The sequence below is a fragment of the Paenibacillus turpanensis genome (genome assembly GCF_011421635.1).
GTDB lineage: Bacteria > Bacillota > Bacilli > Paenibacillales > YIM-B00363 > Paenibacillus_AK > Paenibacillus_AK turpanensis.
This window is the reverse complement of sequence record NZ_WTLI01000001.1, coordinates 178,942-201,244: the sequence shown is the minus strand read 5'-3', so window position 1 is coordinate 201,244 and position 22,303 is coordinate 178,942. Positions and strand designations below refer to the sequence as shown.

At 53.1% G+C, this 22,303-nt stretch carries 24 protein-coding genes; 18 read left to right on the top strand and 6 right to left on the bottom strand.

The annotated features are described in order from the left end of the window. The first annotated feature begins 19 nt into the window (after nt 1-19). Together GQS10_RS00985 and opp4C are read left to right on the top strand one after the other, a co-directional pair. Nucleotides 20-994 (top strand): ABC transporter permease, encoded by a 975-nt coding sequence (locus tag GQS10_RS00985; protein ID WP_166238083.1) that lies wholly within the window; start codon nt 20-22, stop codon nt 992-994. 3 nt (nt 995-997) lie between these two features. After that, a complete protein-coding gene (gene opp4C, locus GQS10_RS00980) occupies nt 998-1,882 on the top strand; it encodes an oligopeptide ABC transporter permease (RefSeq protein ID WP_166238081.1) in 885 nt (294 codons plus the stop codon). Between the two features lie 145 nt (nt 1,883-2,027). Here opp4C and GQS10_RS00975 read toward each other — a convergent pair whose 3' ends face one another. Both GQS10_RS00975 and GQS10_RS00970 read right to left on the bottom strand, forming a co-directional pair. Continuing rightward, nucleotides 2,028-2,492, bottom strand: a complete 465-nt coding sequence (locus GQS10_RS00975; protein ID WP_166238079.1) for a YhjD family protein — start codon at nt 2,490-2,492, stop codon at nt 2,028-2,030. Next, complete coding sequence (locus tag GQS10_RS00970) at nt 2,489-3,745, bottom strand: DNA polymerase IV (protein WP_166238077.1); 1,257 nt, start codon at nt 3,743-3,745, stop codon at nt 2,489-2,491. Before GQS10_RS00970 ends, GQS10_RS00975 begins: the two co-directional genes overlap by 4 nt. A 419-nt stretch (nt 3,746-4,164) precedes the next feature. On the opposite strand from GQS10_RS00970, the gene GQS10_RS00965 reads away from it, so the two are divergent. The 3 genes from GQS10_RS00965 (at nt 4,165) to GQS10_RS00960 (ending at nt 7,193) form a co-directional block, all read left to right on the top strand. Further along, nucleotides 4,165-4,839, top strand: coding sequence for an SOS response-associated peptidase (locus GQS10_RS00965; protein WP_166238075.1), 675 nt, complete (start codon nt 4,165-4,167; stop codon nt 4,837-4,839). A gap of 232 nt (nt 4,840-5,071) precedes the next feature. Next, the gene (locus GQS10_RS22995) at nt 5,072-5,392 is read left to right on the top strand and encodes a hypothetical protein (RefSeq protein ID WP_243734860.1); all 321 of its coding nucleotides are present in this window, start codon (nt 5,072-5,074) and stop codon (nt 5,390-5,392) included. Next, nucleotides 5,352-7,193, top strand: a complete 1,842-nt coding sequence (locus GQS10_RS00960; RefSeq protein ID WP_243734858.1) for a methyl-accepting chemotaxis protein — start codon at nt 5,352-5,354, stop codon at nt 7,191-7,193. The genes GQS10_RS22995 and GQS10_RS00960 overlap by 41 nt, the downstream gene beginning before the upstream one ends. A gap of 121 nt (nt 7,194-7,314) precedes the next feature. Here GQS10_RS00960 and GQS10_RS00955 read toward each other — a convergent pair whose 3' ends face one another. Beyond that, on the bottom strand, nt 7,315-7,911 hold the full coding sequence (locus GQS10_RS00955) for a hypothetical protein (protein ID WP_166238071.1): 597 nt from the start codon (nt 7,909-7,911) through the stop codon (nt 7,315-7,317). A 683-nt stretch (nt 7,912-8,594) separates the two neighbouring features. Between GQS10_RS00955 and rsmD the strand changes: the two genes are divergently transcribed. Then, entirely contained in the window at nt 8,595-9,182 is a 588-nt protein-coding gene (rsmD, locus tag GQS10_RS00950; protein WP_166238069.1) for a 16S rRNA (guanine(966)-N(2))-methyltransferase RsmD, read from the top strand. Further along, a complete protein-coding gene (gene coaD, locus GQS10_RS00945) occupies nt 9,172-9,654 on the top strand; it encodes a pantetheine-phosphate adenylyltransferase (RefSeq protein WP_166238067.1) in 483 nt (160 codons plus the stop codon). Before rsmD ends, coaD begins: the two co-directional genes overlap by 11 nt. Here coaD and GQS10_RS00940 read toward each other — a convergent pair. Beyond that, nucleotides 9,634-10,917, bottom strand: a complete 1,284-nt coding sequence (locus GQS10_RS00940; RefSeq protein ID WP_166238065.1) for a nucleoside recognition domain-containing protein — start codon at nt 10,915-10,917, stop codon at nt 9,634-9,636. The two genes, coaD and GQS10_RS00940, sit on opposite strands and share 21 nt — an antisense overlap. Nucleotides 10,918-11,019: 102 nt before the next feature. Between GQS10_RS00940 and GQS10_RS00935 the strand changes: the two genes are divergently transcribed. After that, a complete protein-coding gene (locus GQS10_RS00935) occupies nt 11,020-12,084 on the top strand; it encodes a YlbL family protein (RefSeq protein ID WP_166238063.1) in 1,065 nt (354 codons plus the stop codon). Nucleotides 12,085-12,090: 6 nt separating this feature from the next. On the opposite strand, the gene GQS10_RS00930 is transcribed toward GQS10_RS00935, so the two are convergent. Next, on the bottom strand, nt 12,091-13,341 hold the full coding sequence (locus GQS10_RS00930) for a nucleotidyltransferase (RefSeq protein WP_166238061.1): 1,251 nt from the start codon (nt 13,339-13,341) through the stop codon (nt 12,091-12,093). Nucleotides 13,342-13,443: 102 nt separating this feature from the next. On the opposite strand from GQS10_RS00930, the gene GQS10_RS00925 reads away from it, so the two are divergent. Together GQS10_RS00925 and rpmF are read left to right on the top strand one after the other, a co-directional pair. Continuing rightward, the gene (locus tag GQS10_RS00925) at nt 13,444-13,974 is read left to right on the top strand and encodes a YceD family protein (RefSeq protein WP_166238060.1); all 531 of its coding nucleotides are present in this window, start codon (nt 13,444-13,446) and stop codon (nt 13,972-13,974) included. A 45-nt stretch (nt 13,975-14,019) separates the two neighbouring features. Further along, nucleotides 14,020-14,193, top strand: a complete 174-nt coding sequence (rpmF, locus tag GQS10_RS00920; protein WP_166238058.1) for a 50S ribosomal protein L32 — start codon at nt 14,020-14,022, stop codon at nt 14,191-14,193. Between the two features lie 153 nt (nt 14,194-14,346). Here the strand turns inward: rpmF and GQS10_RS00915 are convergent, their stop codons facing one another. Next, a complete protein-coding gene (locus GQS10_RS00915; protein WP_166238056.1) occupies nt 14,347-14,994 on the bottom strand; it encodes a nitroreductase family protein in 648 nt (215 codons plus the stop codon). A gap of 189 nt (nt 14,995-15,183) precedes the next feature. Here GQS10_RS00915 and fapR point away from each other — a divergent pair, with 189 nt between their 5' ends. The 8 genes from fapR to rnc all read left to right on the top strand — a co-directional run bounded on the left by fapR (nt 15,184) and on the right by rnc (nt 22,269). After that, complete coding sequence (gene fapR / locus GQS10_RS00910) at nt 15,184-15,756, top strand: transcription factor FapR (RefSeq protein ID WP_166238339.1); 573 nt, start codon at nt 15,184-15,186, stop codon at nt 15,754-15,756. After that, complete coding sequence (gene plsX / locus GQS10_RS00905) at nt 15,753-16,742, top strand: phosphate acyltransferase PlsX (RefSeq protein ID WP_166238054.1); 990 nt, start codon at nt 15,753-15,755, stop codon at nt 16,740-16,742. Before fapR ends, plsX begins: the two co-directional genes overlap by 4 nt. 9 nt (nt 16,743-16,751) lie before the next feature. Further along, nucleotides 16,752-17,738 (top strand): beta-ketoacyl-ACP synthase III, encoded by a 987-nt coding sequence (locus GQS10_RS00900; RefSeq protein WP_166238052.1) that lies wholly within the window; start codon nt 16,752-16,754, stop codon nt 17,736-17,738. 91 nt (nt 17,739-17,829) lie between these two features. After that, nucleotides 17,830-18,759, top strand: coding sequence for an ACP S-malonyltransferase (gene fabD / locus GQS10_RS00895; protein ID WP_166238050.1), 930 nt, complete (start codon nt 17,830-17,832; stop codon nt 18,757-18,759). 85 nt (nt 18,760-18,844) lie between these two features. Then, the gene (fabG, locus tag GQS10_RS00890; RefSeq protein ID WP_166238048.1) at nt 18,845-19,585 is read left to right on the top strand and encodes a 3-oxoacyl-[acyl-carrier-protein] reductase; all 741 of its coding nucleotides are present in this window, start codon (nt 18,845-18,847) and stop codon (nt 19,583-19,585) included. 70 nt (nt 19,586-19,655) lie between these two features. After that, nucleotides 19,656-19,889, top strand: a complete 234-nt coding sequence (gene acpP / locus GQS10_RS00885) for an acyl carrier protein (RefSeq protein WP_166238046.1) — start codon at nt 19,656-19,658, stop codon at nt 19,887-19,889. 370 nt (nt 19,890-20,259) lie between these two features. After that, complete coding sequence (gene fabF, locus GQS10_RS00880; RefSeq protein WP_166238044.1) at nt 20,260-21,498, top strand: beta-ketoacyl-ACP synthase II; 1,239 nt, start codon at nt 20,260-20,262, stop codon at nt 21,496-21,498. A gap of 66 nt (nt 21,499-21,564) precedes the next feature. Then, nucleotides 21,565-22,269, top strand: coding sequence for a ribonuclease III (gene rnc / locus GQS10_RS00875; RefSeq protein ID WP_207952070.1), 705 nt, complete (start codon nt 21,565-21,567; stop codon nt 22,267-22,269). Nucleotides 22,270-22,303 lie beyond the last annotated feature (34 nt).

Sequence of the window (22,303 nt, the reverse complement as noted above, 5' to 3'; positions counted from 1 at the left end):
GGGAAAGAAGTGACGTGCCATGGCTCTTTATCTTGTGAAGCGGGTGCTTAACGCCATCCCGATTTTGATCGGCATAACGATCATTTCGTTTGCGATCATCCATCTGGCGCCGGGAGGGCCGTTGTCCCAATTTACGGAGGATCCGACGATAAAAGCGGTTGATATCGAGAATATGACGAAGGCGTACGGCTTGGATAAACCGTTGTATCGTCAGTACTTGGACTGGGGCGGCGGAATGCTGCGTGGAGATTTCGGGACTTCCTTCTTGAAATCGGAGCCCGTATCCAAGCTGGTGCTGGAGCGCATTCCGACCACCCTGCTGCTTACGGTCAGCAGCTTCGTGCTGTCGATTCTAATCGCCGTGCCTTTGGGTATTCTTTGTGCCATTCGGGCCAATTCCAGGCTTGACCAGATCATTTCCGGCTTCACGTTTGCAGGCATTGCCGTACCGGGCTTCTGGCTGGCTTTGCTTCTCATGATGTTCTTCTCGGTAAAAATGGGCTGGCTGCCCTCGGGAGGTCTGAAAACCATTAACGCCGATTTCAGCCTTATGGATCGGATTCGCCATCTGATCCTGCCCGTGGCCGCGATGACCATGGGGGAGGTGGCGCTGTGGATCAGGCATATTCGGTCCAGCATGCTGGAGGTAATTCATCAGGATTACATCCGGACCGCTCATGCCAAGGGGCTTCCGTACCTTCTTGTGCTTTTCCGGCACGGACTCCGTAACGCCCTCATTCCGGTCACCACCCTGTTTGGACTTACACTGGCCGGGTTTTTCACAGGGTCATTGATTTTGGAAAATATTTTTAGCATTCCCGGCATGGGGCGGCTGTTTATCGAATCGGCCTTTCAGCGCGATTATCCCGTATTATTTGCGATCACGACGATGGCGTCCATCCTTACTGTTGCGGGAAGCATCGTTGCCGACCTGCTGATCGCGCTGCTTGACCCGCGAATCAATTTAAGCCGGCCGCAGGAAGCGAGGGGATAAGACATGAATACTGCTGTAACTAATCCGCTGCCGGCCGTGTCTCTTCCGCATCCGCAGCATGGCAACCGGGCTTGGGGGCGTTTTAAGAAAAACAGGATGGCTGTAATCAGCATGATCATCCTGCTGGGGATCATTATTTTGGCTCTGCTCGCCCCTTTCATCGCCCCTTACGATCCCAGTGAGCAGGATTTGCTGAACCGGTTAAAGCCGCCAAGTGCGGAGCATTGGTTCGGCACGGACGATTTGGGTCGGGACTTGTTCACGCGAGTGCTTTACGGAGCGCGGGTATCGCTGTCGGTCGGGATTTTCTCGGTTCTCTTCAATGTCGTTATCGGTATTGCCGTGGGGGCTGTCGCCGGATATTACGGCGGCCGGGTAGACAGCATCCTGATGCGTTTTGTCGACGTGATGCTGGCGTTTCCGCAATTTTTTCTGCTGATTACGGTGGTAACCCTGCTGAAGCCCAGTTTGTTGAACATCATTATCGTCTTAACGGCCTTCGGCTGGATGGGGAAAGCCCGCCTTTTGCGGGGGGAGATTTTGTCGGTGAAAAATCGGGAGTACATCGATGCCGCGCGTTCCATGGGACTGTCGGATCGGCGCATCATCTTCTTTCACGTTCTTCCCAACGCCATGGCCCCCGTTATTGTTGCGGCGGCGATGAACATGGGCACGATGATCCTCACGGAATCGGGCCTATCCTTCCTAGGCCTCGGAATTCAACCGCCGACGGCCAGCTGGGGCAACCTGCTGCAATCCGCCCAAAGCATGAAGATCATGGTGGAGGCTCCGTGGTATCCTGTTTTCCCGGGGATGATGATTTTCATCACCATTATGTGCTTCAATTTCTTGGGAGACGGGCTGCGCAACGCATTTGATTCCAAGTAAAAGGTATAGAATGTCTTGAAAAAGCTGTTCAGGGGCTGTTCCGGCTCATGGACAGCTTTTTTTGCTGGGTGGCCTTGATGGGCGTTTCCCTAAGGGAAGCGGCCGCCCGATTTCCCGCTGCTTCGGGGGTGACCCGAGAATGGCTTCAAGCGAGGCGCCCAACGATCTCTTTTACATACTTGGCCAGCTGAAGGCTGATTTCCGAACGCATCACCTCGCGAACCATGCCGAACCGTTCCTCATAACCTCTGCATACAAAGCGATGGTAGATGACAAGATCAATTTGTTCATCATTGATGACTTTGATGCTGCGTTTCGCCAGCTCCCGACGCAGGTTATACAAGTCCTTGCTCATCGCATCGAGCACCTCTTGGCCAACGGCTAAATACAGCTTTTTTAACAGGTTGGAGCTGTTCTCGATGTCCGTTAGGCTCTTCTGCACCATCGTGACCATATGGGGAAGCAGGATCGAATCGCGAATCATTTTAAGCTCATCCTCGGAAGGGCGTTTGCTCGATTTTGACGTGTCGTTTCGGTTTTCGTATTGTTCTTGATGCTCCGTGAGCAGCATCTTGGATTTCCAGCGTTCGTTGCCGTCTAGTTTACTCACCTGTAATGGCCTCCAATCTGTTCCGCCCGTTCTAGCGCCACCCCGGACTTTAATAATGAGGAAGCCCGCATGATCGCGGCGCTGCCAAACCGGTCGATAATGTGATCCGTCGTTCTTTCTAAGTTGTACGCCTTTACACGGTCTTCAAACAAGGTAAGCTGTTGGACTGCATCGTCAGTTAATTGAGTAAGAGTTACGTGAAGGTGACTTACGGGCAGACCGCTCCAATAGGTTCTAAATAAGCCGATGGCGGCTGCGGCCACTTCATGGGACAGCGATGTGGCGTGGGGAAGAGTGACCTGCCGATGAAACCACGTGCCCCGCGTCCCGTCGGTTTCCTGAGCGCCGACGGTCACGACTCTTCCCGAATATCCATGCTTTCTGCTGCGGCGGCACACCTCCAGCACAAGCTCCAAAAGCACCACCTCAATGTCCTCCAGCTTCGTATACAGGCTGCTGCGGAGCGTTTTGCCATGGCTGACCGATTTCAATTTGTTGCGGATGCTTGGCACCACTGGGCTGGGATCGATTCCGCGGGCGGTCTGCCAATAATACTCCGCTTGAATATCGCTTTGCTTTCCCATTTCCCGGCGCATGCGCCGTTTGAATTCGGCTAGTTCCAGGCGCGCGATATCTCCGATCGTAAAGAGTCCCATTCGGACAAAATGCTTCGTCATCCGGGAAGCGACCATAAACATTTGATTCACGGACAGCGGCCATAGCTCGGACTCTATATTGGAGGAGTCAAGCCTGAAAATTCCGTCTGGTCTTTTTTTCGCGAAGTTGTCCGTGGCCATCTTGGCCAATATTTTGGTAGGACCGATTCCAACGCGGATCCGTACCCCTGTAGACAGGAGCACGCGGGTTTGAATTTGGCGGGCAATTTCTTCCGGGGATCCGAAATAGGATACCGATCCGGTTACATCCAGAAACTGCTCATCGATGGAATAAGGCTCGACAAGGTCTGTGAACGATTCAAAAATTTCTGTAATAAACAAAGAGATGGAGATGTACGTCTGCATCCGGGGGCGGACGACAACCAAATCAGGGCATTGGGCGAGGGCTTCGCCTACCCGCAAGCCTGTGTTCACCCCGCGTGCCTTGGCTTCCGGGCAAGCCGCCAGAAGGATGCCGGACTTTCGCGAAGGATCCCCGACGGCGACCGGCTTCTTTGACAGCTCCGGCCGGGCCGCTTTTTCAATGGAGGCGTAGAAAGATTGACCATCGATTAAGAAAATGGTTCGTTCCGTCATTGCTGCTCACGGCCCGGACGTCGGCTGCTCCTTAGGGCTTGGAGGCCGCGGCAGTATTTGTTGAAGGTCGTGAAGACACTGCCTTGGACGGCAGGTGCCCTATCGTTGTTCATTATGATCAGCTCCAAATTATGCGAACATATATTCCTATTATATACCGAATGTACGTTCGTGATGCAATGAAACATTTGGTTTTATGTGATAAAAGTTGTTAGTAAAATTTTCTTGTGTATATGCAGTTGAAGGTTTCCCGCGACCAGCGCGGTGGAGAACGCGGTGTATTGATCGGCACTTGTGTTGGAGGCTGCGCAGCGGTTTAATGGTATAGAAGGTGTAACTCAAAACAAGGGAACGCATGTTCCTTATAGTATATATAGAGTAGCGAACAAATGTTCTGTTTTCAAGAGGGGGATGCAGCGATGTGCGGAAGATATACGATTACCGTGACAATGGAGGAGCTGATGCTGCGGTTTCTCATTGAGGGCCCGCAGCTGCTGTTCCACGGTCCGAAATACAATGTCGCCCCGGGTCAAATGGTGCTGGCAGTCATCCATGACGGGGAGCGGAACCGGATCGGTGAATTGAAATGGGGGCTCGTTCCGGAGTGGGCGAAGGAAGAAAAAATCGGAGCCAAAATGCTTAACGCGAGGGCGGAAACGATTACGGAAAAGCCGGCGTTTCGGACGCTGCTGACCCGCAAGCGCTGCCTCATTCCTGCGGACGGATTTTACGAGTGGAAGAAGGACGGGGGGAGCAAGCAGCCGCTGCGCATCACTCTGAAAAGCCGCGAGGTGTTTGCGATGGCGGGCTTGTACGACACGTGGATGTCGCCGGATGGGCGCAGGGTAAGCACCTGCGCCGTCATAACGACGGCGCCGAACGAGCTGGTGGCGAATATTCACGACCGGATGCCGGTCATTCTTCCGCGTGAGGCGGAAGCCCGCTGGCTGGACCGCGGCAATCGGGACACACGGGCGCTGCTGGAGCTGCTGCGGCCGTACCCGGCGGAGGAAATGACCGCTTATGCGGTATCTCCGATGGTCGGCAGCGTGAAAAATGACGAGCCGGCCTGCATTGAGCCGCTGGTGAAGTAAGGTTTTTTGCCTTCTCTATATGGGACTCGGGTTCGGGCGATCGGCGGATACGTTGATCAAAAGTGAATTGCAAAAATGTATACAGAACAAGGTTGAAAAGGGCGTAGTGTACAAACTATGCTCTTTTTCCTTTATTTACATCCGGTTTTTCGACATATTTTGTCAGATTTCAACATATTTAAATGGTCGATATGCTATGCAGGAAGGTAAACTCAAAGGAGTGATCAAGTAGATGTCTCCATTAGATAAATACATAAATGGTGCATTGACTTACTACAATTCATCTGCGGATAGGAGTTCACAGTATGAACAAGCCGAAATGGAATTTTTTTGGACGGACAATGTCGCTGAGGTTGAAGTTACCGCTTTACATTTCCTTGTTGGTAGCAATCATGTTCACAGGATCCGGTGTTTTTTTGTATCAGACGAACTCAGATTTATTGTTAAAAGAAAGCAAGGAAATTATGATTTCCAACAGCAATTTGATTGGCGAAAGTTTATTTACTTCGATATTGACGGAGAAACAGATCGTAGCTCAGGCTTCCAATCATGATACGTTTAAATCGCTGCTTGCCCTTCGAAATTCGAATGAAATGACGGACGACGAGTTTTTTTCAGATAAAAACGCGTTGCTGCAAAAATCGAATCGGATTTTAACATCCAGTGTGGAAATGACCCGAGGCATTACAGCATTTCAGGTTATCGATCCGCAAGGAACGATCATTGCATCCTCTTCCGTAGCTGATCTCAAAGGGAATCGAAGTGACCGGGAATATTTTAAGGAAACGATAAAAGGACAGCCTTTTATAAGTGACGCTATCGTTTCAAAAAGCACAGGAAAGCTGGTTATGCCTTTTACTCAGCCTATCGTTGATCTTGACGGTAAAACTATTGGTGTATTTATTGCAACAGTAGATGCTTCCTTTTTCGTTCATCAGCTGGAACGGACCGAAATTGAAGGGGACATTACCATATTAAGCCGATCCGGTGTTATTATTTATAATTCCGTGAATTCCGAAAGTGTAGGCACGACACTGACAGATGAGGGTGTTCAAGCTTTTCTTAAGGAAAGAGCGAAAGACAAGCCAATTCAAGGCGAAGTTGATCTTGGCACCAGCTATCTTAGCTTTACTAAAATCCCTGATGCGGACATTACCGTAAGTGTAACGGAATCGTATGAAATCATTTATAAGCCGGTTCAAGATATGCTCCATAAATTGCTTATGATTACGCTGATTGCGATGCTCCTTGCCATTGCCGCGGGGATCTTGATTTCCAGAACCATAACGGGCCCGATCCTTAAACTGAACCAATTGTTTAAGCAAATGGCCGAAGGGGATTTGACCGTTACGGCGGTTGGGAACTATAAAAGTGAATTTAAGCAGCTGGCGGACAGCTTCAGTGTGATGGCTAAAAACAACAAAGAACTCATCACGAGTATGAATGAATCGATTGGCGTTTTGAACACCAGCACGAATGAGCTGGATGACTCCGCGAAGCAAACGGCCGTATCCGTCGCGGAAACGACGACAACGAGCAGCGAGATTGCGAGAGCCATGGAGACGCAGTCCAGAGATACCGAGCAAATTGTCGATAAGTTCCATAGTTTTGGCGAGAGTTTTGAATCTTTAAGGGGAAAAACAAACCTCATCAAAGAGGAAGCGGACAAGATTATAACGATTTTCCATAATAGTCGAACGGTGATTGAGAACCTTATTCGCGTTAAGGAACGCAACGAGCTTGAGGTGAAGAAGATTGCCGATATTACAAGCAAGCTGCAGCAAAGCTCGAACAACATTAGCCAGATTACCGGTACGATTACGGACATTGCTAACCAAACGAATCTGCTTGCCTTAAACGCATCCATCGAAGCGGCAAGAGCAGGAGAGCATGGCCGGGGCTTTGCGGTTGTCGCTTCCGAAATTCGCAAGCTGGCTGAACAGAGCACCAAACAGTCTCAGGAAATCAATGGAATTATTGAGCAAAACCTTGCTTTTGTAGATGAAAACAAAGCAAGCGTTTCTGAAATTGAACAAGTTTCCGTCGACCAGGATCAATATGTTGAAGCAACAAAAGAAGCATTTGCATCGATTTTCAATAATGTTTCCCATATCGCGGCGGAGATTCAGGATATGGCGCGTAAAGTGGTTGAGATGGAGAAAGAAAAAGAGGCAGTTATGGACTCGGCGCAAAGCTTGTCCGCAACAGGTGAGGAGGTTTCGGCATCGGTTGAGGAAGTGACCGCAACGATGCAGGAGCAATCTGCAATGGTGCAGCAGCTGGCGGGCATGGTTGATACGATCGGTTCCCTTACGAAGGAGCTGGCACAGGCCGCATCGAAATTTAAAGTGTAAGAAAAAAGACATGAGGCGCGGAGTCTCATGTCTTTTTCTTTTTAGCGAGCATGTGGCCTCAATCCTAATCACTCCGGTTAGGGAGCGATGGTTTAATTAAGTAAGGTGTGGATGATATACCCTAGAGGTTAACAGGATTGATTGTGTAATATTCATCCTTTGATTTTCCCGAAAGATAACTCTTGAATTTTTCGGAATCAACAATGATATCTGAAACGTGTACTTTATTTTGAAATAACTCAAATTTGTAGAAATCGGCTCGTGTTTTCATTCCGTGAATAATGAAATCTTGAATGTTTTGAATATCCGAATGTTCATTTCCCATTGAATCTAGTTGCATAATTAAAGTGCTTCCAGACTCCTCTATGCTCATTCGAATATTTGAAGCGCCCCTTTTTGATGCAAATTTTTTATCAAGCTCTTCTATCGATTCTTTAATTGCATCTATGCCGAAATTAAAAACAGAAATATAGTCCTCATACATTACACCTTCGATAGCTAGTTTTTTGTTGTTTTCATAGGTCATCGGAATGTAAATGATATCGTTGTACATAAGCGGAGGATAAGGTTCTGTACCGGTATTAATGGGGTTACCATTGAAATATATTTGAAACGGAGCTAGTTCCGCTTCAAACTTCCGCGTATCCGCGCCGACTGAACCTGCGGCCATGGTGAAAAGCAAAGCTCCGATAATGCCGATTTTCCATGATTTCTGCAAAGGTAAGACCTCCCGACTATTTTTAACCAACATCATATAATATTAGGAGAATATTAGGAATCGGAACGTTTATTTTGTATAGTAAAAACCTACAATTTGTAGATTTGCATGATTAAGGGCGAGATTTTGAGGACTTCAAAATGATGCACAGCTAATACTCCTCTGTTGATTGAATACATCCCAAGGCTCACAACTCATTAAACATGATGGGTTGTTTTATTTTAAGGACAGAATTAAGTATCATATTGGGCAAAGTTGGGAAGATGCCCTGAATTTTTTTGGGACTCAAATCGGAAAAGCCTGAGACGGTGGAAAATGGGTTTACGGTGGAGGGGCGGGAATTGTTGGTGGTGAAGTCGATTAAAAAGAAATGCCCCCATTGACTATTTTTTTGTTGAAGGGCTATAAACTAAAAAAAACCGCGCGGCACAAGGCCGACGCGGATCAAGGTTCGGCACCCACTTTCGTGAATGCCTCATGGGAGAGGAGAAACCGGACGAAGAGCTTATGGGGAAACGTAAGTCTTCTCCGCGGTTGTCTACGACATCCGTGATGTCGATACTATCATGATTACCGTTTTCGGAATGTTTATACACGGAGGGCGGAAAATTTTTCACGCAGGCTCCGATGTGGTACGATAACGTTACATACAGCTTAGCTTGGGAAAAGGGGTTAACAGGCGGATGAGGGTAATCTCGGGAACGGCCCGGGGCCGGCCGCTCAAGGCGGTGCCGGGGATGGGCACGCGGCCGACGACGGACAAAGTGAAGGAAGCGCTTTTTTCGATGATTGGTCCTTACTTTTCGGGAGGACAAATGCTTGATCTATTTGGAGGCAGCGGCGGCATCGGCATCGAGGCGCTCAGCCGGGGGATGGATCGGGCTGTTTTTATCGATATGGATAAGAAAGCAATTGAAACGATCCACCTGAATTTGCGGACCGCAGGGCTTGAAGGACAAGCTGAGGTGTACCGCAACGATGCGCATCGGGCGATTAAGGCGCTGGCCAAGCGGGAGGCTCGTTTTGAGCTGGTGATGCTGGACCCGCCGTATCGGCTTAAAATTGCCGACGAGCTGATTCTTCAAATGGAGGAAGCGGGGATTATCGGCGAACAATCGACGATCGTCGTGGAATACGAAGCAGGGCACGCCTATCCGGAGCAAATCGGACAGTTCCAAGCCGTTCGGACGGCTGAGTATGGCGAAACTGCGATTCGCATTTATAAATACGCACAGGAACCGGAAGGGGATAACGAACACAATGAGCCTTAGAATCGCAGTATACCCGGGTAGCTTTGATCCCGTAACGTGCGGGCACTTGGACATCATTCACCGCGCGGCGAAGCAGTTCGACAAGCTGATCGTGGCGGTGCTGAACAACACAGCCAAAAATGCGCTGTTTACGCTGGAAGAGCGCCAGCAGCTGCTTCGCCAAGTAACGGGGCATTTGCCGAACGTCGAGGTGGACGGCTTCCGTGACCTGCTCGTCAATTATATGACGCACAAAAAAGCGCACGTGATCGTGCGCGGCTTGCGGGCGGTATCGGATTTTGAATATGAGCTGCAAATGGCGTCGGCGAATCAGAAGCTGAACCCGGATGTCGAAACCTTTTTTATGATGACGAATCCGAAGTATTCCTATTTAAGCTCCAGCATTGTGAAGGAGCTGGCTAAGTTTCACGGGGACGTCAGCGATTTTGTCCCCGATGAGGTGGCCGAGGCGCTACGCGGCAAATTTGGCTAACCGGCGGAGCAGTGAAGCCGCAAGGGAAACGGCGAGCATTCCGCCGATACAGATGCCCAGCAGCGCCGCAGTAGAAACGGCAAGCGCAAAGCCTTCCATGGGAAGCCCGGCAGGATCGACGGCTGGGACGCGGGGCCCGAGCGGCATGAACGCGGCTGTCTCGTTCGGTCCGATGAGGCGCTGAAGCGGCTGCCACAGCACAATGGCGACCGGAAGGGATACGGCAATATGCACCAGCCGGCCGAGCAGAAAGGTGCCGTACCTTAGGTCGGTGTCTTTAATGATGCTGCGAACTTGGGCATGCAGGCATAAGCCGCTCCATGCCAGTCCGCAGGCGATCAGGAGCGTGACTGCAAAGGGGCCGACGCCGGACGGCTGGCTGAGCGCGTGGGCGCCCAAATGCACTTCAAACAGCGCGGAAATAAGCTGGTGAGCCGCCTGCTGGGTAATGCCGAACGGTTCAAGCAGATGGATAAACGCCATTTGTACAATGAATGCGGTATACGTGAGAAACGCGACCTTCAGAAACAGAGAAAACATAATGATGTAACCGCCGATCACCAGTAGGGTTTGTACCGATTGATAGACCGAATCGCCAAGCACCTTGCCGAAGCCGCGGCCGTCTTGCGTGCGCGCGGCCTCAACGGCCAGAAGAACACGACGGAATAAAGGGATACCCGAAGAGGCGGATCTATACGGCGGTCCGGCCGCAGGACCGGCTGTAGGGGCTGGCCTGCCGCTGAATAAAGCGAGCAGAGCACCTGCCGCCAGCGCGGATACGAGATGGACCACGGCCAGGATCACGCCGAGCTTCGGCTGGCCAAGGAAGCCGGTGCCGACCACAATAACGATGAACACGGGTCCGCTCATATGAGACAGCGAAAGCAGCCGCTCGCCCTCGCCTCGGGAAACGAGACCGTTCCGGCGCAGTGCGGCCGTCGCTTCTGCGCCTGCCGGAGAGCCGGCGGTCATGCCAAGGGCCAGCGCCCAGCCGCCTACGCCCGGGATGCGGAACAGCACGCGCATGAGCGGCTCCAGCAGGACGCCGAGTCCCTGCATCAGGCCATAGGCGCGCATAAATTCCGACAGCATAAAAAAAGGAAGCAGAGCGGGGAACACGACGTTCCACCAAATGGAAAGGCCTTTAAGCGACGAATCAAAGGCTTGGTCCGGGTACAAAACGATCATGAGCACCAGCACGAGGGCGCCGGTGCCCATCATGAGCGAGCCGATTCGATTAAAGGTCGTGCGGTTCAATGTCATGGGTTCACCTCGTTTTCTTTCAGTGTGCCGTCTGCGTTACAGCTAGTACATATGTACGCTCATCGGAATCGCTTTAGACCAAGCTGCAGTAGGGGGGAAAGCATGGCGGGGGGAAGAGGTTACCGTAAAAGCGGTCCGATTCGAATGATTTTAGCGACGGCCGCGGTCATGTACATTTTGATATTTATGCCGACGCCTTATGTCGTTTTCGAACCGGGCACAGCGGAAGCGACCCGGCCGATGGTTCAAATCGAAGCGGGTGATCCCGAGGAAAAGGGCGTCTTCATGATGACGACGGTCCGGATGACGTATTCCAATGTGTTATCCTATATCGGCTCGTACTTTGACCGGCATGCCGATGTGTTTACCCGAAAGGAAGTGTTTGGGGATAACGAAACGCAAGAGGAATATACGGAGCGCCAAGAAGCGTATATGCTGACCTCGCAGGCCAATGCGATTGAAGCGGCATATAAGCAGGCGGCGGTACCGTACAAAATCCGGAATGAAGGGGTAGTTATTCTTCAGACGATCAGCGGAATGCCTGCGGACGGGGTGTTGAAGCCGGGAGACCGGGTCGTGCAGGTGAATGGCGTTACAATCGCTTCCTATGACGATTTAACGCGGGAAATTGGCGGCCGCGCGGCGGGCGATAAGGTGGCGATGCAGGTGAAGCGGGGAGAAGAATTGATTTCCGCTACGCTGCTTGTTTCGCCGATGTCGACTTCCCAGCCGGGGCAAAATGAAAGGGTTGGCGTCGGTATTACGACGGCGGAGCTGCTTTCGGTTCAAGCCGAGGATGCGGGGAAGCAGGTAAGGATTGAAGCGGGACAAATCGGCGGACCTTCCGCCGGGCTGATGTTTGCGCTCGAAATTTACAATCAGCTGACGCCGGGGGACTTATCCAAAGGGTACCGCATTGCCGGAACCGGGACGATCACGCCGGACGGGAAGGTGGGCGAAATCGGCGGTATTCAGTACAAGGTCGTCGCTTCCGACCGGAAGGGCGCCGAGGTGTTTTTTGCCCCGGCGAAAAATTACGATACAGCCCGCCGGAAGGCGGAGCAAATCGGCTCCGATATGGAGGTTGTGAAGGTTGAAACGATCGGCGATGCGCTGGCCCACTTGGCTAAGCTCACCGCCAAGCCGGCTAAGGCAGACGGAAAGTAGCCAACGTTATACACGGATCGGCGCCTGGTAATAATCGCGCAGCAGCTGGCGTGAATCGGGCTGCCGGAAGCCTGCGGCATACACTGCGGTTGCGTCGATGTCGAGATCGAGAAACGGATGCAGGCCGCGGGACACCTTGGTAATGACCGGGACGCGGGCGGTTTTCTTCATGCGCTGCAGCAGCTCGCGCCCGGTACCGGTAAAGCCGAGCACCCGCAGGTAAGGGGAGCCCGCCTGCAGCACTTCGCGGGACAGCACTGCTTTGCTGTGCGATAGAAGCACGCGCGTGAGCAGCCGCTGCAGCTTTACATGGGTGTAGCGCTTTGTTTTGAGGGATGCTAACAGCTGACTGACGATTGCCTCCTCCGAGGGGCTGGCAGACAGGCTGGCAATGGCGCGCTTCAGCCGGTGCTCCAGCCCTTCGGTCATTTCGGCGACGCTGTTTAGCTGCTCCGGCGATGCCGTGACGATGCTGTGCAGCAGCTGCCGGGCGTAGGCCTCCCAGCGGATGGGACCTCGTCCTTCGGCAGCCTCGCGCTTCAGAATGTCGAGGGTATAGGCTGGAACGAAGGGGGCGAGCCCGTCCAGACTGCACTCTTCGAACAGCAGCCTGCGGATTGCGGTGGCGCTGGCAATGCGGCTGTCCGTAATGTCGGCCTGATGATAGCCCGCTTTCGTCCGGGCGATCGTTGCTGGCGTAATCGGGCTGCCCAGGCGCTCGAGCGCGATGAGGTAATGCAGGCCGAGAATGTTATTCGGCTGGGCCACCGCTTCCGCGCCCGGCAGCGGCTCATCGCCGGAGCGCGCCGACGCCAGCGCGGCGGCCGCGTACGCCGCCGGGTAGCTGGCGCCGCCCTTGAGCCGCGCCTTGACTTCGGCGCGCAGCTCGTCCGGCTCGCGCGCAAGCTGCTGGGCCAGCGCCTGCAGCGCGGCGAGGTCGCCGTGCTCGCTGCCGAAGCAGAGCGCGTCGACGACGCCGGTAGCGTCCAGCGCCGACACGGCGCCGTAGGCGAACCACTCGGCCGGCTGGGCGCTGAAGGCGACCGGCAGCTCGAGCACGAGATCGGCGCCCATGCGAAGCGCCATTTCGGCGCGGGCCCACTTGGAGGCGAGGGCCGGCTCGCCCCGCTGTAAAAAGTGCCCGCTCATAACAGCGATTACCGCGTCCGCTTGCGTGTTCATTTTCGATTGTTGGAAATGATAAACGTGTCCGTTGTGCAACGGATTGTATTCTACAATGATTCCGACGGTTTTCATGGCTTAAGTATACGGGTTCGGCAAAAGGCTTTCAAGGGAAAATGGTTGACAACCGAGACGACCACTCGGTATAATAGATTTCGTCTGTTTGAGGTGATTCTAATGTTGATCCAGTTTCGGGAAATGGCGACTAAACTAGCGCCTGTTCATATCCGCGAGCGGCTCGATGTGACTGACGCGGCCCGCGGCCGCAAGGATTTGTTAACCGTTGCACCGCTGGAAGTCGATTTGACGGCTACATACAAGGCAGGCGCGATAGACGTGTCGGGCCGGTTGGAGACGACGATCGTCACAGCATGTTCCCGGTGTTTAACGCAGGTAACCACTAAACTCGAAATCCCTTTCGAGGAGCGGTTCGTTCAAGTGGAAGCAGGCGGCGGGGAGCAACAGGACGACGGGGAGTCCCAAGAGGAAGACGACGATATTCAACGGATATCGGGAGACAAAATTGATCTACAGCCCTATGTGCTAGAATATCTCCAAACGGAGCTGCCGCTTGTATCGCTGTGCGGTGACGATTGCCAAGGAATTTGCCCGATGTGCGGCAAAAACCGCAACGATCACCCTTGCGAATGCAAAGAGGAACGGATTGATCCGCGATTGGAAGGGCTTAAAGATTTTTTCAAAACGTAATGTGCGTCTGGCAAGGGTTTGAATTCGTTGAAGGAGGTGGGACTCATGGCAGTACCGTTTAGAAAGACATCGAAATCTCGCCGCGACAAGCGTCGTACTCACTTTAAACTGGAAATCCCAGGCATGGTTAAATGTGACCAGTGCGGAGAATTGAAGCTTGCTCACCGTGTATGCAAGGTTTGCGGATCTTATAAAGGCAGAGAGATCATCAAGCAATAATGCAATGGCATGGCGTGAAAAAGAGGAACTGTACCTAAGACGGAAATTTCCGTGTAAGGTCCGGTTCCTTTTTTTGTGCTATTCAAAAGGTGCGTCGGTCGGAGGAGTGAGTAAAGGGCCCCCGAAGCGCTTGCAGCCGGGAGCCCTGATGGGTTAGTCTATGATGCGCAAAATATCGCTAGTTGGCTTTCGAGCCGGTGCGGCAGGAATTTCCGCGGGATAGCCGAGGGCGATGACCATATTGATCTGCTGCTCCTCGGGGATGTCAAGCAGCTCTTTGAGCTGTGCCCCGGCCAGCAGGACAGGACCGGTCATCGGGCAGCTGGCGAGGCCTCTTGCGTGAGCGGCCAGCATTACATTTTGCGCAGCGAGACAGCTGCTCTTCATACCTTCCTCGTTCCATATCTCCTCGCTGACGAAGCCGATCGGGTCGAATATTTTATCGCGGAATTTGGAGGCGTATGGGGTGGAGCTGACGATTAGAAGCGCCGGAGCATCCGAAAAGGCCGTTGCATAAGGACCAAAGGAACGCACTAATAAACGGCCCTCTTTAGACAAGCCGCGTGTCTCTGCCTCCGCTCCGAGCCGGTGCAGCTGTTCCCAGGTGATTTCCTCGATGCGGCGGATCAGCGCACGGTCCAATATGGCCGTAAACGCCCAGGTTTGCGAATTTGTATCGCTCGGCGCATAACGCGCGCATTCGATCAGCGCTTCGATTTCGCTGCGGGAAACGGCCTCCGGAGTGAAGCGGCGAACGCTCCGGCGTCCTTTGATGACGGATTCTACAATTTCAACTGACATAAATTAAAGCACCATCCATTTTTAGAAGTTAGTGAATACCTAATGCTAGTACCTAGTCATAAAATAACACGCGCCAGACGTACATTCAAGGAAAGTGTTTGCCAGAGGACAGATTTATCATATATACTATTATTACTAGGTACTAAAAGTTACGACTAAATATCTTCGGAGCCAAAGGGGGAAGCCCCAATCGCACGATTACCGAAAAAAGACCGCCAGGACCAGCTGGTCCGGCTTATAGAAACCAATCCGTTCGTAACGGATGACGAGCTTTGCCGTCACTTCAACGTCAGCATTCAAACGATCCGCCTGGACCGTCTTGAGCTTGGAATCCCCGAATTGAGGGAAAGACTAAAGGCGATGGCTGCCCAGTCTTATGACCAAGTCCGGTCCCTTCCCATCGATGAGGTAATCGGCGAGGTGATCGATCTTCAGCTCGACCAGTCGGGCATTTCGCTGTTTGAGATTAGGGAAGAGCATGTGTTTTCGAGGAATGGCATCGCGCGGGGGCATCATATTTTTTCACAGGCGAACTCGCTGGCTATTGCCGTTATGAATGAAGAAATGGCGCTGACCGCAGGGGCGGAAATCCGGTTTTTGCGGCCGGTAAGGCTTCATGAGAAATGTATTGCCAAGGCAAATGTGGATAAAAGCTCAGCCAAGAAGGGCATGGTTCGCGTCAACGTGCATACGTATGTAGGCGACGAGCTCGTTTTTGAAGGGAAATTTACGATATTTCGCACCGGAGGGAAGGAAGCATGAAAATCGCAATCGACGCCATGGGCGGCGACCACGCTCCGGAAGCGGTCGTCCAAGGTGTTTTGCAGGCGGCAGCGGCTTATCCGGATACGCAGCTCCTCTTAGTGGGCCTGGAAGAGCGCATTCGCACAGCGGCGGGTGGCAGCTTGCCTTCCAATGTAATCGTGCATGCCGCTTCAGAGGTTATTGAAGCGGAGGACGAGCCGGTCCGCGCGGTTCGCCGCAAGAAGGATTCTTCTATGGTCGTAGCCGGCCGTCTTGTCCGCGAGGGCGAAGCGGATGCCATGATTTCCGCCGGTAACACCGGGGCGCTTATGACGACCGGTCTCCTCGTAGTGGGCCGGATCGAAGGGATCGACCGGCCTGGTCTGGCCCCGATGATTCCGACAATGGACGGCACCGGCGTGCTGGCGCTGGATCTTGGTGCGAATATGGATGCAACGCCGGAGCAGCTGCGGCAGTATGCCATTATGGGCAGCCTATACCGCGCGAAGGTGCATGGAATTGCCAAACCTCGTGTCGGCCTGTTGAATGTTGGGACTGAGGAAGGAAAAGGGAATGAACTGACGAAAGCGGCATATCCTTTATTGCAAGAAGCGCCTGTCCACTTTGTCGGCAACGTCGAAGCAAGGGATGTGCTGCAGGGCAGCTGCGATGTCCTGGTGTGCGACGGATTCGTCGGTAATATTTTGCTGAAGACGCTGGAGGGTGCAGCGGGAGCGATTTTCTCTGCGCTGAAAACCGAATTTACAAAGTCGCTGACAACGAAGCTGGCAGCAGCAGTGCTGAAGCCCGGATTGTCGGCGTTTAAAAACAAACTGGATTATAAAGAACACGGCGGTGCGCCGCTGCTCGGAGTAAACGGGCTTGTGCTGAAGGCGCATGGCTCGTCCGATGCAAGGGCCGTTCTGAATGCGGTGCGCCAGGCGCGCACAGCGGTGGAGAGCCGTCTGGTGGAGTCGATATCGACAGAATTCCGTACGAAATGAGGAAACTCCATGAATGTTAAGCCTGTAGGTGTGATCGGCACGGGCAAATACGTGCCCGAACGAGTGCTGACGAATGCGCAGCTGGAACAAATGGTAGAAACGAATGATGAGTGGATTGTCACCCGCACGGGCATACGCGAACGGCGGATTGCCGCCGAGCACGAAGCGACGTCGGATCTCGCGTACGCGGCAGCCCTCCTTGCTATGAAGGAGGCAGGGATTACTGCGGAGGATTTGGATCTGATCGTGGTGGCGACTGTTACGCCGGATATGGCGTTTCCGTCCACAGCCTGCATCCTGCAGGAAAAGCTCGGCGCGAAGAAGGCGGCAGCCTTTGACCTTTCGGCGGCTTGCTCCGGATTTGTTTACGGGTTAGCGAACGCTGCGAACTTTATCGCTACCGGAATTTATAAGTACGCGCTCGTTGTTGGCGCGGAATGCTTGTCTAAAATTACCGATTATACGGATCGAAATACATGCATTTTGTTCGGCGACGGCGCAGGCGCAGTGGTGCTTGGCGAGGTGCCCGAAGGCAGAGGGTTCCGTTCCTTTGAGCTTGGCGCAGACGGCTCCGGCGGCGAGCTGCTGAAGGTGAGCGGCGGGGGATCCCGCAATCCGATTTCGGAGCAGGTGCTTTCCGAGAAAATGCAGTACATTTATATGGCTGGCCGCGAGGTGTTTAAGTTTGCGGTTCGCATTATGGGTACGGCAGCGGAAGAAGCGCTTCGTAAGGCAGGGATGGAAAAGGGAGATATCGATCTGCTCGTCCCGCATCAGGCCAACATCCGCATTATCCAGTCTTCCTTGGAGCGTTTGGAGCTGTCTCCAGAGAAATGCATGATTAACGTGGACCGCTACGGCAATATGTCGGCGGCCTCGATCCCGATTGCGCTTGCGGAAGCGGTAGAAGAAGGAAGAGTGCGGGAAGGGGACAAGCTGGTGCTTGTCGGCTTCGGGGGCGGGCTCACTTGGGGCGCCTCGGTGCTCGTTTGGTAAGAAGGGGATTTCTTTTAAAGTCATCTACTAAGCTATTATTCTAAATACGTTATACGTGTTACGTACAACAGAGTAGGGAGCGGGATGCAGCATGGGGAAAACAGCCTTTGTGTTCCCGGGTCAAGGCGCTCAGGCGGTTGGCATGGGCAAGGATGCTTACGAGGCTGACGAGATTGTCCGCGGATTGTTTGCGGATGCTGACCAGGCGCTGGGATACGAGCTTTCTAAGCTCATTTTCGAAGGCCCGGAAAGCGATTTGAAATTAACATACAACACGCAGCCGGCGCTGCTGACTGTAAGTGCAGCGTACTGGGAGCTGTTCCGCCGGTCGGGTGTCACGCCTGATTTTGTAGCGGGGCACAGTCTGGGCGAATACAGCGCGCTCGTTGCGGCAGGCGTCATGAGCTTTACCGATGCGGTCAAGACGGTTCGCTCGCGCGGCCTCTTGATGGATCAAGCGGTTCCGGCAGGCAAAGGAGCAATGGCAGCAGTGCTGGGCGCGGAGCGTGCCGCACTGCAGGAGCTTTGCGCAAAAATCAGCGCAGAGGTCGGACCGGTGGAGCCGGCGAATATGAACTGTCCGGGACAAATTGTCGTATCGGGCAGTGCAGAGGGTGTCGCGGCTTTCGTAGAACGCGGGAAGGAAATCGGGGCCAAGCGGGTCATTCCGCTGGAAGTAAGCGGCCCGTTCCATTCCTCACTGATGAAGCCTGCAGCGGTGCAGCTCGCCGAGGTGCTTGGCGGCGTGTCGATGCAAAGCGCATCGGTGCCGGTCGTAGCGAACGTAACAGCAAGACCGGTAACGGAGCCGGAGGACATCCGCAAGCTGCTGGAAGAACAAGTGTATTCTCCGGTTTTGTGGGAAGATACGGTTTCTTGGCTGATCGCTCAAGGTGTCGACCGGTTTATCGAGCTGGGCTCGGGCACCGTTCTCGCGGGTCTGATTAAGAAAGTGGACCGCAGTGTAACGGTGGTATCCGTGAACAGCATGGCCGCACTGCAGAACGCATTGGAAACGTAATAATCTTGATCTGCAAAGCAAAATCGGGCGGAGCTTCCGCATTCAATCGATTATGTTGTTATGAGCATAAAGGAGGAGACGAATGATGCTAACGGGGAAAGTAGCGCTTGTTACCGGCGCGTCCCGCGGGATCGGCCGCGCAATCGCTATTGCTTTGGCCGAAGCGGGGGCGGATGTCGCGGTGAACTACGCAGGCAGCGAAGCCGCCGCGCAGGAGACCGCCGCGCGCATCGAAGCGCTTGGTCGCCGTGCCATGACGGTAAAGGCCGATGTGGGCAGTGCCGATCAAGTGGAAGAGATGGTGAAGGCAGTGATCGACCGCTTCGAGCGGGTGGACATTCTCGTCAATAACGCCGGCATCACGCGTGATAATTTGATCATGCGCATGAAGGAGGAGGAGTTTGACGCAGTTATTAACACGAACCTTAAAGGGGTGTTCAACTGCGTTAAGGCGGTAACTCGTCCGATGATGAAGCAGCGTTCGGGCCGCATCATTAACATTTCTTCTGTTGTCGGTGTGCTCGGTAACCCCGGCCAGGCTAACTATGTAGCGGCCAAAGCAGGTGTGATCGGCATGACCAAGGCGGCAGCTCGTGAGCTTGCTTCCCGCGGAATTACCGTGAACTGCGTTGCACCGGGCTTTATCGAGACGGAGATGACAGATAAACTGTCGGAGGAAAACCGCACAGCCATGATGGGTCAAATCCCGCTTGCGCGTTTCGGCCAGCCGGAGGATATCGCACGAGCAGTGCGCTTCTTGGCGGGAGACGACGCAGCTTACATGACCGGCCAGACGCTTCACGTCGACGGCGGCATGTATATGTAATAACCGGACATTGTAGCGTATGGTATTTTGTCCACTATTTTCGTATAATACGTAGGAGGAGGTGAACCGGATGTCCGACGTGTTGGAACGTGTGAAGCGCATCATCGTCGATCGCCTTGGGGTTGAGGAAGCAGAAGTAACCCTGGAAGCGTCTTTCAAAGAAGACCTGGGCGCCGACTCTCTCGATGTCGTCGAGCTCGTAATGGAACTTGAAGACGAATTCGATTTGGAAATTTCTGATGAGGACGCAGAAAAGATTACGTCTGTAGGTGAGGTAGTTAACTACATACAATCTCACTCGTAATAAACCGGCGTAAGTCCCGTTTGGTACCAAACGGGACTTCTCCTCATTTACGTCTTTTTCAAGCAGCTTGTCTAGCAGGTTAAGAGTCGTGAAATACGGTTCGCGGTAAAATCAAGGCTAGTGCCAAACGATGAATGGGATTACGTTTTTGTCCATTTTGCTGGGGCATTTAGCATAGAAATGAACGTGCAGGGTGCATTTTTTTATACTTCCAATGGAAGCGGTGCACTTTTTCAAATACATGAGTACCAGATTCCGAGAAATATGCTGTATGATACAGCCAACTGCGTCATGCGTAGCAAATACGATCGAGCGCAGGTGAGAATGCAGCATTAGCATTATACGTTGACATAGCAGGGGTGACTGTGGAATGAAACGCAGAGTCGTTATTACCGGCATGGGGGTCATGTCCGCGCTGGGTAAAGATTTAGATACGTTTTGGAACAGCATAATTACCGGCAAGTCCGGCATTTCCCCGATCGAGTCGTTTGACGTGAGCGACTACACGACGCGGATTGCTGCGGAAATTAAAGATTTCAATCCCGAAGATTATATGGATAAGAAAGAGACGCGCCGGATGGACCGTTTTGTGCAGTTTGCCGTAGCGGCGACGCATGAAGCGTTGAAGAACGCGAACCTGAATATCCAGAACGATACCGATCCGGAACGGGTAGGGGTATACATCGGTTCGGGTATCGGCGGTCTCGGCACTTGGTCCGAGCAGCATAAAACGCTGCTGGAGAAGGGGCCGAAGCGGGTTAGCCCGTTCTTTATTCCGATGATGATTGCGAATATGGCTTCCGGCCAAGTCTCGATTCTTTACGGTGCGAAGGGGCCGAACTCGACCGCGGTTACCGCGTGCGCTACCGGCTCAAATGCGATTGGTGAAGCGATGAAGCTGATTCAATACGGCGACGCTGAAGTAATGATTTGCGGCGGTGCGGAGGCGACGATCGTGCCTGTCGGCGTAGCGGGATTTTGCGCGATGAGAGCGATGTCTACACGCAATGACGAGCCGCAGAGAGCAAGCCGTCCATTTGACTCGGAGCGGGACGGATTTGTAATGGGCGAAGGCGCCGGGGTCCTCATTCTTGAGGAGCTGGAGCATGCGCAAAAGCGCGGAGCGACCATTTATGCCGAAGTCATTGGTTATGGTATGAGCGGAGACGCGCATCATATGACCGACCCGGACCCGGAAGGGGCGGCACATTGTATGCGCAGAGCGCTGAACAACGCAGGCCTTCAGCCGCAGGACGTGGACTATATTAACGCTCACGGCACTTCGACGCCGCCGGGCGACCGTTCCGAGACAAAAGCCATTAAGCTGGCGTTTGGCGATCATGCGTATAAGCTGGCGGTCAGCTCGACCAAGTCGATGACCGGTCATCTGCTCGGCGCAGCAGGCGGAGTTGAAGCGGTGATCAGCGCATTGTCTTTAAAGAACGGTATTATTCCTCCGACGATTAATTACGAGAATCCGGATCCGGAATGCGACCTCGATTATGTACCGAACGAAGCTAGGAAAGCGGATCTGAATGTGGCGATTTCTAATTCTTTCGGTTTCGGCGGGCATAACGCTACGGTTGTTTTGAAAAAATATAACGGTTAACGATAACCAACCAAGCTGGGGCGTCCGGCTTGGTTGGTTTCCATCTTTCTATGGGGGTGCTTTTTCATGTTTCAGCCACAGCCGTTAGACATGCTCCAAGAGAAGCTAGGAATCGTCTTTCGGGATTTGAATTTGCTTAAGCAGGCGTTCACGCATTCTTCTTACTCCAATGAGCATCGTATGGGGCCGATTCAAAATAACGAAAGGCTCGAATTTTTGGGGGACGCGGTGTTGGAGCTGGCGGTTTCAGAGTATTTATATACTGTTTACCCGAAGAAGCCGGAGGGAGAATTAACGAAGCTGCGTGCCTCTATCGTTTGTGAGCCATCGCTGTTCCGCTTTGCCGAGGATTTGGAGTTTGGCCGTTTTGTGCTGCTCGGCAAAGGGGAAGAGCTGACCGGAGGACGGACGAGACCGGCGCTGCTGGCCGACGTATTCGAGGCCTTTATTGGCGCGTTGTATTTGGATCAGGGGTTTGAGGCATCGCGTCTGTTTTTGCAAAAACATTTGTTTGCAAAGCTTTCAGGCAGCGGAAAGCCCCAGGTGAACGACTATAAGACACAGCTGCAGGAATACACGCAGCATCGCGGCATGCCGCAGCTGGAATACAAGATCGTCAGCGAAAAAGGGCCTGCTCACGACCGGGAATTTGAAGCGGAAGTATATGTCGGCCAAACAAAGCTGGGCAGCGGGATTGGTCGGTCCAAGAAGGAAGCCGAGCAGCAGGCGGCAGCAGCGGCGCTGCAGATGCTGAATGCTGAAAAGGGCTGATTTTTGTGTATCTCTATTCCGCCTTGGATTGTGG